This window comes from Methanospirillum hungatei (assembly GCF_020216685.1).
In the GTDB taxonomy this organism is placed as follows: Archaea; Halobacteriota; Methanomicrobia; order Methanomicrobiales; family Methanospirillaceae; genus Methanospirillum; species Methanospirillum hungatei_B.
Window position 1 is genome coordinate 1 of the sequence record NZ_JAIWNS010000181.1, and the last position, 11,007, is coordinate 11,007.

9 protein-coding genes and 1 pseudogene are annotated in these 11,007 nt (G+C 47.5%); 6 read left to right on the forward strand and 4 right to left on the reverse strand.

All coding sequences use genetic code 11. The features are described from left to right. Nucleotides 1–530 (reverse strand): S26 family signal peptidase (locus LDL35_RS11255; protein WP_304022467.1); only part of this gene is annotated, 530 nt, incomplete at its 3' end. 119 nt (nucleotides 531–649) lie between these two features. Between LDL35_RS11255 and LDL35_RS11260 the strand changes: the two genes are divergently transcribed. Then, nucleotides 650–2,074: a DNA-directed DNA polymerase II small subunit gene (locus LDL35_RS11260; protein WP_304022469.1), complete on the forward strand. Its 1,425-nt coding sequence runs from the start codon at nucleotides 650–652 to the stop codon at nucleotides 2,072–2,074. On the opposite strand, the gene LDL35_RS11265 is transcribed toward LDL35_RS11260, so the two are convergent. Beyond that, complete coding sequence (locus tag LDL35_RS11265) at nucleotides 2,040–2,963, reverse strand: tetratricopeptide repeat protein (protein WP_304022470.1); 924 nt, start codon at nucleotides 2,961–2,963, stop codon at nucleotides 2,040–2,042. The two genes, LDL35_RS11260 and LDL35_RS11265, sit on opposite strands and share 35 nt — an antisense overlap. A 171-nt stretch (nucleotides 2,964–3,134) precedes the next feature. On the opposite strand from LDL35_RS11265, the gene LDL35_RS11270 reads away from it, so the two are divergent. After that, nucleotides 3,135–5,153 carry a sodium-translocating pyrophosphatase gene (locus LDL35_RS11270; protein ID WP_304022472.1) on the forward strand — a complete coding sequence of 673 codons (2,019 nt, stop codon included), beginning with the start codon at nucleotides 3,135–3,137 and terminating at the stop codon, nucleotides 5,151–5,153. 42 nt (nucleotides 5,154–5,195) lie between these two features. Here LDL35_RS11270 and LDL35_RS11275 read toward each other — a convergent pair whose 3' ends face one another. Beyond that, nucleotides 5,196–6,869, reverse strand: coding sequence for a trypsin-like serine protease (locus LDL35_RS11275; RefSeq protein ID WP_304022474.1), 1,674 nt, complete (start codon nucleotides 6,867–6,869; stop codon nucleotides 5,196–5,198). Nucleotides 6,870–7,365: 496 nt separating this feature from the next. On the opposite strand from LDL35_RS11275, the gene LDL35_RS11280 reads away from it, so the two are divergent. The 3 genes and pseudogenes from LDL35_RS11280 to LDL35_RS15370 form a co-directional block, all read left to right on the forward strand. After that, a complete protein-coding gene (locus LDL35_RS11280; RefSeq protein WP_304022475.1) occupies nucleotides 7,366–7,551 on the forward strand; it encodes an antitoxin family protein in 186 nt (61 codons plus the stop codon). Then, entirely contained in the window at nucleotides 7,542–7,832 is a 291-nt protein-coding gene (locus tag LDL35_RS11285; RefSeq protein WP_304022476.1) for a type II toxin-antitoxin system VapC family toxin, read from the forward strand. The genes LDL35_RS11280 and LDL35_RS11285 overlap by 10 nt, the downstream gene beginning before the upstream one ends. Nucleotides 7,833–7,856: 24 nt before the next feature. Beyond that, a pseudogene (locus LDL35_RS15370) lies at nucleotides 7,857–8,060 on the forward strand (type II toxin-antitoxin system VapC family toxin); the annotation flags it as partial. 1,136 nt (nucleotides 8,061–9,196) lie between these two features. Here LDL35_RS15370 and LDL35_RS11290 read toward each other — a convergent pair. Next, nucleotides 9,197–10,228 carry a hypothetical protein gene (locus LDL35_RS11290; protein WP_304022477.1) on the reverse strand — a complete coding sequence of 344 codons (1,032 nt, stop codon included), beginning with the start codon at nucleotides 10,226–10,228 and terminating at the stop codon, nucleotides 9,197–9,199. A 288-nt stretch (nucleotides 10,229–10,516) separates the two neighbouring features. Here LDL35_RS11290 and LDL35_RS11295 point away from each other — a divergent pair. Then, nucleotides 10,517–11,007 (forward strand): Rpn family recombination-promoting nuclease/putative transposase (locus LDL35_RS11295; RefSeq protein ID WP_304022478.1); only part of this gene is annotated, 491 nt, incomplete at its 3' end.

The following is an 11,007-nucleotide window of genomic DNA, read 5'->3' on the forward strand; positions in this document are numbered from 1 at the left end:
GGTTCGATGGGTCCGCCCAGGTTGCGGTAATTTGACCATCCGACCTGATCGATCACCGGGTTATTATCCCCCTTGGTGATATATCCTGCATGAGGAGCGGTATACGTCCCTGTTCTCTGGCCTACAGTGACGACGATCTCCTCGCCCGCTTCTACCCAGAACATGGCACGGTGGATGATGGGATGGAGCTCGGTATTGCCATTCGGGCGGTAAATGATGACATCGCCGGGCATCCCGAACTTTTCATATCCTGAAGTGTTCCCCTCTTCCATACTTTGCAGAGCTCCGTACCGGTCGCCGGCAACCACCAGAACCAGATCCCCGACATTCATATGCGGGACCATGCTCTCTGACTCAATGGTCACAATGGCCGGCCAGGTCCCACAGATGATAAGCAGCACGGCAACCACTGCCCCGACGGTTACCAGTACTGATGCGATCTCCCTGACCGCTGACGGAATCTGCTCCTCGCTCTTCCAGAACCTGATAATTTTATCCTTAATTGAATTCTTGGCCTTTTGATCTGCCATGATGTCTGTATATGGTTTTTGAGCTGGCCTCTTAAGGGTTCACTTCACCGGTGAGAGTCATGCCATCAGGTACCCTCGTGTATGTATATTTCCCTCCATGCTGAAGGTACTAGTGCAGAATGCTTGACAGCTCCGTGATCGTGGAACGGTTTCTGGATACAAAACTTCAGGTCCATCCTGATGTGGTCAGATATATCTGTGAAAAGAAGGATGAGCGGCTGATTGACCAGATCATATCCGGCGTTCCTGATGACTGCCTGGTTGTCTCCTTAAAGCATATTCCGGGCATTATACCGGCCCGTGACGGAGTCCGGTTCCTCTCTGATGCAGAGGTGGATATCATCTCCGGACGGATGGGTTCTGCACGGCCGGTTGCAAAAGTTGAGGATTATATCGCATATTTTGCTGACCGGTACAGCCGGCTCTCAGGTATGATCCGGGGGCGGTGCAACCCGGTTCCGATTGAAGCCCTCAAACGCAACACCCGGTATAAGCAGGAGGAGTTCTCGGTCTGCGGGATGGTCATGGATGTCAGGAGCACCGGAAACGGGCACCGGATGGTGGAACTGGAGGACCCGACCGGTTCGGTGAATGCATTATTTCATAAGGACCGTCCGGACTTTGCAGAAGCGGAACGGATCGTCCCTGATGAGGTCATCGGGGTCAGGGGGTCACTCTCAAATGAAGGAAATCTCATCTTTGCAGATCAGATCTTCAGGCCTGACATCCCGTTCTCCCATGCCCCCTACACCAGTGACCGGAAAGGTGCGGCAGTTCTCATTTCTGACATCCATGTGGGGAGTGATACATTTCTTGAGGACGCATGGAACCGGTTTGCAGACTGGCTTTGTGACAGTGAAGTCTCTTACCTGCTGGTCGCAGGGGATCTTGTGGATGGTATCGGTATCTACCCTGACCAGGACAAGGAGCTGGTTATCACGAATATATATGAGCAGTACGATGTCCTGGGAGAGATGTTATCCGATCTGCCCTCCCACATCAGGATTATCCTCTCTCCTGGGAACCATGATGTGGTCAGGGGTGCAGAGCCCCAGCCGGCCATCCCTGAAAAGTTCAGGAGTAAATACCCGTCTTCATGCACCTTTGTTGAAAATCCCGCTCTGGTAAACCTGCAGGGGGTTCGGTTTCTCATGTACCACGGCCGGTCATTTGATGATCTCATCGGACTGATGCCAGGGGCAAGTTATGAAAAGGCACATGAGATCATCCCGGAGATGCTCAAAAGAAGGCATCTAGCCCCCTGTTATGGGCGACGGACACCGATTGCCGCAGATATCGTTGACCGGCTCATTATCGATCCCATCCCAGAAGTGGTACATACCGGTCATGTCCATATCTATGGGATCAGCAGGTACCGAAATGTCCTTGGAATAAACTCAGGGACCTGGCAGAGTCAGACCGCATTCCAGAAGCAGATGAATATCCAGCCGACACCTGCAATCGCAATCGCACTGGACCTGAAGACATTACAGCCGCGAGTGTTCGATTTTATGAACGGCTCTCCGGAACCACTCTTTTTATAAGCAATGGGCGGTTGGCCTCCTGTTCCTGCCTGATATGCCAGTTTAGCAGGATACCATCAATCTCCTGCTCCCAGGAGATGAGATCCGAATCACCGGGCATTACCAGAAGTGCAGCCCGTATCGCTTTTCCCGCTTCTGCATACCGCTTCAGATCCATCAGAACACGGGCATATCCCTTCTGCCCCTCCCCAAAGGCAGGATCTATCCGGACTGACCGTTGGTATACGTCCTGGGCATCGGCTGTTCTTCCTGATTTATGCAGGATCATCCCCAGGTGTGCCAGAACCTCCGCATCATCGGGCATGAGGGCGTGTGCCTTTCTGCATGCCATTTCCGCATCAGCATACCTCCCCTCTGCAGCAAGAATAGTGCCCCAGGTATCAAGAAAGGGACCATAGAGCGGCACTTCTATGATAACCGGTTCCATGATCCGCCGTGCCTGAGCCGGTGATCCGGCCATACAGAGCAGATATGCCCGGGCATTATCAAGTTTCAGATCATCGGGGTATTGGACCTGAAGACTGACAATATGTTCCATCGCAGCAGCAGGGTTCTGCATCCGGGTATAGAGAAAGGCAAGAAGAAGGGTGCTGTCATATCCTCTGACCACCGGAGGGATACTCAGAAGGACAGATTCCGCTCTCTCATAATCTCCCCGGTTTGCAAGACCCAGGGCCAGTTTCCGGTAGAGCAGGTCCTGGTGTTCCATCAGAGTACTGGCATTGATATCAGGAAAGGTCCCGTTCTCGAACAGATCAAGCACCTGGACCGGATCCATAGCCAGTATCCCGGTGATAGTTTCATCCGGATTATGAAGACCGGTTGCCGCGCCTCCCGGTGTACTGCAGAACAGGGTCAGAAGGATGATGAGAATATATAAAGGGTTCATGATCAGCGATGGAAGATCTGTCTATTATACCGCGATTTTCTGACTCGATTGATGGCTTCTGGTTCGGATATATAAATGCCCCGGTGCCAATTCGTATCGTTATTTACGTATAATCATCGAATGATAACAGATCACCGTCTCAATTCACAGTTTCGACTGGACGTGATACGAATGGATATGTTATATATTGTACCGGTTTGTGCCCTTATCGGGCTTATCTTTGCTGGTCTCAGCTATGCCCGGATGAAGAAGGAATCTCCGGGTGATGAACTGATGCAGAAGATAGCCGCAGCCATTCATCTTGGTGCAATGACCTACCTCAAACGGCAGTATACTGCCATTGCGGTATTTGTCGTTGTATTGGCGGTTATTCTTGCGCTGGTAATCAACCCTCTGACAGCCGTCTGTTACGTAGTCGGTGCCGGTCTTTCTGCACTTGCAGGATTTATCGGTATGTACTCCGCAACAAAGGCAAATGTCAGGACGGCAAATGCAGCACGGCAGGGAATGGCGTCGGCCTTTAAGGTCTCCTTCTCCGCAGGTATGGTCATGGGTCTGACCGTGGTCGGCCTTGGTATGCTCGGTCTGTCTCTTATGTTCTTTGTGATGACCGGGATTACCGGAGCCGCGGATCATGACACTATCAATATCCTGTCCGGATTCTCCCTTGGTGCATCATCAATTGCACTCTTTGCCCGTGTCGGTGGCGGTATCTTTACGAAGGCTGCCGATGTTGGTGCAGACCTTGTCGGTAAGGTTGAGGCAGGCATCCCTGAGGATGACCCCCGGAACCCGGCTGTTATCGCAGACAATGTTGGTGACAATGTCGGTGATATCGCCGGAATGGGTGCTGACCTCTATGAGTCATATGTTGGTGCAGTTATTGCAACAATGCTTATCGGGGCAACTGCCGGTATGGCAAGGCAGTTCGAAGGCGTTCCATCCATGAACCTGATCGCTCTTCCGATGATGATTGCCGCTCTTGGTATCATTGCTTCCGTGATTGGATCATTCTTTGTCCGGACAAACAAGAACGAGGCTCATGCAATTCACAAGGCATTCAACTCAGGGACCTTTGCAGGTCTTCTCCTGACCGTTGTTGCCGTATACGGCCTTGTTCAGGTCCTGGCTCCAGGTCAGCTTGGTATCCTCTATGCAACCGTTGCCGGTCTTGTCGGCGGGTTCCTCATCGGACTTGTAACCGAATACTACACGTCCTATGATCACAAGCCCACCCGGTCCATAGTCAAGGCTGCAGAGACCGGAGCAGCAACCGATATCATCGCCGGTATCGCCGTCGGTATGGAGTCTACCTTTATCCCGGTCATCATCGTCGCTGTTGCAATCCTGATTGCAAACTACTTTGGCGGTATTTACGGTGTCGCTCTTGCCGGTGTCGGTATGCTTGCAACCCTTGGTATCACCCTCTCAGTTGATGCATACGGACCGATTGCAGACAATGCCGGTGGTATTGCAGAGATGAGCCACCAGGGCCCCGGAGTTCGTGCCATCACCGATACCCTTGACTCTGTCGGGAACACAACCGCAGCAATCGGAAAGGGATTTGCAATCGGTGGTGCAGCTCTGACCGCTCTTGGTCTTTTTGCTGCATACACACAGGCTGTCAAGCTTGAGATGGTCAATATGCTTGAACCGGTCGTCTTTGTTGGTATCCTTGTCGGTGCCATGCTTCCGTTCCTGTTCTCCTCCTTTGCCATGAAGGCAGTCGGAAGGGCAGCAGGATTTATCGTGGAGGAAGTCCGCCGCCAGTTCAAGGAGATCCCAGGACTCATGGAAGGAAAGACTGATCCTGACTATGCCTCCTGTATTACCATCTCAACCAATGCAGCACTCCGTGAGATGATTCTTCCGGGTATGATGGCGATCGCCGCACCAATTATCGTCGGTGTCGGACTTGGTTCCCATGCTCTTGCAGGACTTCTTGTCGGTTCCATATCTGCCGGTTTCCTCGTTGCTATCATGATGGCAAACGCCGGTGGAGCCTGGGACAACACCAAGAAGTACATCGAACAGGGACACTCCGGAGGAAAGGGATCCTTTGCTCACAAGGCAGCGGTTACCGGTGACACGGTTGGTGACCCGTTCAAGGATACAGCAGGACCAGCTCTGAACATTCTGCTCAAATTAATGGCAATTGTTGCAGTGGTCTTTGCACCTATCTTCCTCTAACCCTTTTTTATTGATTCTCAAAGATAGAAGAGTTTTAAAAAATTACGGAGTTCTGATGATTCCGGATACACAGCAGGTATCCGGCTCTGCATCAGGGACGCCGGACTTCAGCCAGCATCGTGCGTTTTTCCTTTGGATCCCGGGTTTCACATACGTATAGGCCATGCATTTCTCATCTTCCCTGCAGGCGTTCGCACAGGCATCAGGATCAGGTGAGGAAAGATCAAAAACCGTATAGTCTTTTCCTGGCCGATTGATATCTGGCTCTATATCGGTCTTTGGAGGAGTGAGGGTGATATCTTCCGGCCCGACAGGAACCATTTCTGGAATATTCATCTCTATTGGCCCCAAGGTCTGAATTGCAGCAATAAAAGGCGTTGCAATCATCTGGATAACCGCAGGAGAGAATGCTGCCCGTGTACAACTGCATTTGGCTTTTCCAACAACCGGTGAGTCATGGGGATCACTATCCCCGGCACGGTCAAGATCCAGCTGGGTAATGTATGCTCCCTCATGGCACCAATCCTGTTTCTGATGACTTTTTTCAGGACCGATATCCATCCAGTAGGTTGAGCCCCATAATCCGTTTCCGGATGGCTTTGAGCACTGAACCGCCCCGATTATCGGTGAATCAAGGGGATCGCAACCAGAACATGAGTCAAGATCTATCCCGGTGATATAGGACCCCTGCGGGCACCAGGAACCGGTCATTTTATGACTAGAAAGCCCTTTCTGCTCAACCGGAACCCATTGACTGCCTGCCCATTTCTCCTGCTCTTTTCCCTCTATCCTGCAACATCGTGCCTGACCAATAAGGGGGGCATCAAAGTCACTGACAGATCGATCACCATCCAGGTCAAGAGCAGTCAGATAACTCCCGTCCGGACATATCTGGACTTTTTCATGGCTGTTCTTCCCGCCTGTTTCAACCGGAACCCATTCACATGATCTCCACGCCGGTGTGCCGATACCAAAAATCCAGTTGTAGGCATATGAAGTCGGACGGTAAACGCTCACCAGATTATCACCCCATGATGCCACGCCAACCACATGACCGGCTTTATTGAGAATCGGTCCGCCAGAGTCACCGGGACAGGAGTGTAACCGGTTATCCTTAAAACTAATGCCACCCCATCCGCTATCGTCTACCGGCAGAGTCATCTTCATCTTTCCCTGTCCTGGTAATGCGCACTTGTCTCCGGTCATTCCAAATCCGACAAGCGTGAGGGTATCACCGACAAAGGGAATATTCCAGGGATCTTCAACCGGTATGGGGGTTACCAGTACCTGTGAGGAAGCAGGGGTGTTGAGTTCAAGAACTCCATAGTCTTCACGTTGCCATCCCCGGTCCTCATATTCAGGAAATATTCTCACATTTCCAGTAAGGGTAACATTTCTGCGGTTATTGGGATCTGCAACCGTCCGGACATCCCGGAGGATAAACTGTCCCTTCTTCACACAATTATTCTTTTCGTTGCAGAAGCAATGTGCTGCAGTCAGAACAAGATTGTCCGAGATAAGTGTGCCGGTACATCCTCCTGATCCAATAACCTCACCAACTGCTTCCAGTTCTCCTACCTGAACAGCCGTGCCGTGAGAGAGGGCTGATTGCTTGATCCCGATGGCTGGATCATCTGCATATCCAAATCCAATCAAGAGCATGACCAGTATTAGAAGAAAGAGGGATTTTCTATCGATAGGTTTTCTTTTATTCATCTTCATCATATCCGATATCTACATCAACACACGAACCTCCACCAGTTTTCCTATGGTTGTCGTACTAGAAAAGGTGATGTATCGTGATCAGATATATGAAAAGAAAATAATTCGCGTAAATTTCATTAGACTATATAAAAAAGAGGGATTGTGTGCTTCTGTGTTTTGAACCCCTGACCAGAATGACAAATACATTCCCATTTAAGAACTCCTAAATTCTTCTTTCAGGCAGAATAACTACTAATGTCTGATTACATCAGGAGAATACTCCAAAATAGGGCCATACTGATAAGAGGTAAAGATTGATATTCACAATTCATCATGCATTCTCAAAGACATTCATAGTATTCATGGATGCCAAAAACCCAGTCACCAAACCGATATCCATCTGGTCAGCGTACAGGTGCAGGGTATGAGGATATCTGACAAGGTTCTGTGATAATGAATACATTAAATAATATAAAGCTTGTTTATATTGGAAATAGGTGTAATTATAATGTCTTTTCTCGCCAAAGCCCGATATGAAAATCATATGTTAAAGCCCATGCAGGACCTCCCTCTGGATGAAGGTGAATCTGTAATTATCGAAATTAAACGCTCAATAGCGGATCAGATGTGTGGTTTATTAGCAACTGATGCAAAAACATCAGAATTAATCATCGATATGGAAGGATGGGATTGAATTTTTCTCAAATTCCTGAACAAACCAATATATTTATCGATTCAAATATCTTTCTTTACCTCTTTTTAAAACATCCCGGTTACTATCAAGAATGTCATAAATTCATTCAAAGAATCGAACGTGGAGAAATTATTGGACTAATTAACGATTTTGTTTATGATGAAGTGATGCATAAACTCATGATAACAGCCCTTATTAACCGCAATCATTGCTCACCTTACGAGGCTGTTTCTTTCATCAAAAGGGAGCCTGAAATTCTGGATCAACTTCCTGAATTATGAAACGCGGGTGAATTACTTCAATCACTTGACTTAACAAAAATTTCAGGCCCCTTCTTTCAAAGTGCTTTATCATTTTCAAGAAGATATAAACTACTTATCACAGATGCAGTTCATGTTACAAGAATGCTTAAAGAGGGTATTTTTCACATTGCCACGAATGATAACGACTTTAGACGTATTCCATCGTTAAACATATATAGACCCGAGCGAGAAGACTACAAAGAATAATTCATCAGTCATTATCGGATTTATGATTTCCATTCTTATTTCAGGGTAATTAATGATGCTAGGTACTTTAAATCAGACACAGGAACCATGAACAAGTTATAATTACGAGAACTCATCTTCATACCAGTATTTTAAAAATAATTGGAGTATCAAGTTATCACCCGACCGATATCCATCTGGTCAGCGTACAGGTGCAGGGACTGTTGTTCCTTTTTACGGTCAGGGTTATCTGATATGACCCAGGTGCAGGAAAGGTATGATCAATCAACACTCAACAAGAATGATCAGAGAAGTGAGGATGACTCCTATGCAGGTCCCCATGTAGAGGCCATGATGCATACCAAGACGAATTGACAGGTTATCGAGGGTCATATGATCAAATCCGGTACTGGTGGTTAGGAGCGAACAGAAGAAAAACGTATGGGAGTTGGAATACCAGATGTTGCGATAGTCCAGGAAAGGTAAAGCCAACTGCTGCGATGATCTTTTTGATCTGATCCCCATCCAATCCCCTGGATATCACTAATTGAACCAACAGAACATGCATTATGGAAAAAAATGCGGGAATTTTCATTAAATTTTTTTCCCTGATAATAATTGATATTTTCCGATTCTAACGAGATGTAACAGTTGTAACAGTTGTAGCAGTTCTATGAAAAAGAGACCCTCACATTTTTTCCGGAGGGGGTGACAGGGGTGAGCAGAGCATCGGTCTGAATCGTTTTCATATCTTCGAAATATAGAAAAACCTGATTAAAATGAAGAATTTAGGGTTTGAAGATAATACTATATAGTTTGCAGGATATCACTGAATCAATTGTCATTGTATAACCCACGTTCCCGATATAAAGTATCAACCGACGGATTGTCATGACAATGGTATCAATTCAGGGGGAGATTTACTTAAATACGGCAGTATAAAAAAGGAGTTATTATCTTTTCCAATACCGCGATATTGCAGCAAGGATCCCATGTTCTCATACCTTCATTCTCTATCTTGAAGAAGATGATGCCAGAGGGAAAGATAAACCCAATTTTGTGATTTATCGATTCATTTGACGAAAAAATCGATACATCTCCCAAATAGGTTAAAAATACCCTCCGGATATTCAGTGTTTCGAGAAAAAATGCAATCTTTACAGACGAAGACTCTTATTCCCCGGGTCTATTGTTCTGATGGCGGAGTCGGTTTCTCCACATGCATTCCGAATAGTCAGATTGACACTACAGGTGCCAGAAGAGAACGGGTGCTCTCCATTCGGCTCTATTCCTGCTCCATTCGTCCAGGATCCGAAATCCCATACCATCTCAACCGGTACAGATGGAGTTCCATTGTGATTTAGGTAAAACCGGATCTGATAGGGATCGGTGCTGATGATTTCATATTCAAAAGAGGCATCGGGTTTTGTGCATTCTATTCCGGATGAAGCAGAGGGGCTCGGTTCTTTTCCGGCGTCTGTCAATTCGGCCGGTGTCTGATAAGGAGCCTCTCTCTCCGGAGATGAAATATACGGCGTATTGACAGGAGACGGCTGAACGGTGTATAGGTTTGCAGGTGCAGAGAGTGGTGAAGGGCCGGCAAAGGTGATGAGCACTATGATGAGACATACCATACCTGCGAGTATGATAAAGATTGCAAAGAGATGTATGGTTTTTACTCCCATCCGGGTGAGATACTTCAGTAGAAATGTGTCAAGATAGAATAGGATGAAGATGAATCCACATAGCCCGATTATGTGAACCGTAGGGTAGATGGCTGGGATTTTCAGAAGGAGGAGTGGGGCATATATGATGAGGAGTATGCACCCGAAACAGAGGCTGGGAGCATCCGTGGTGAATCGGAGGATATCAATTCGTTTTATTCTGCCCGTTATCGGGACCGGCGGGTCTGTACTTTGGTCATCATCATTCAGATAGGTAATCATCAGTTCATGGAGGTTTTTCTGATAACTCTGATTATCCGGGTCGAATCGAATTGCATTCAGAAAACTTGCATGAGCCTCGTGAAAGTCATGCAGACGGACCTGACACATTCCAAGGCCATTCCAGGCTCTTGCATCTGTTTTGTCAAAATCGATGAGTTGTTGAAATTTCATGGTGGCCCGTTGGTAATCACCCTGATAAAAGAGGTTCATCGCAGACTCAAACAGATCAGTAATTGGTATCACTCCTTTCTTGTTCTGAAACGCTCCCTGGTCAGACAGATCCAGGGGGATATGTGAACGATAGGTATTTAGGTGTTTTGCCAGGTAATCCGGGGGGAGAAGTTTTCAGATATTGGGCGGTTTTTTATTACAGGGCATTTTGAAGAGGAACGCACTGGATATGATGCAGGGAGTGGTCTCCTGCACAGAGAGGATGAGGGAGGGGCCAGAACGAGAAGGGGTTACTTATGAATGCCTTACCAAAGTAATTTGTAAGATATATCCGCAATTCTATCACACAAGTCAGGACTCATGGCAGAGATTATCACTCATGATGAACGGTTCCTTATGTCTCCTCAGAATGACTTTGCATTTAAGGTTTTATTTGGATCGGAAGAGTCAAAACATCTGCTTTCCTCTCTGCTTGGTGCAATTACCGGTGTATCATGCCCGGATATCACGCTCAAGAACCCGTTTCTCTTACGGAATTATCCCCTCGAGAAGGAGGGTATTCTGGATATTAAACTGACCACAGGGAATGGGGATCAGTTCTTTATTGAGATGCAGATAGAACGGTACCGGGCGATTCATCAGCGAATACTCTTTTACTGGGCACGGCTGCATGGATCACAGTCGATAAAGGGGAAAGAGTATGGATCCCTGAACCGGACGACGGGGATCTGTATCCTTGGTCATCCATGGTTTGATGGCGATGAGCCGGTATTTTGCTTTCATGCATTGGAAAGGAGTACAAATGAACAGATCAGTGATGACTTTTCCCTCATGTTTATGCAGGTGGGAAA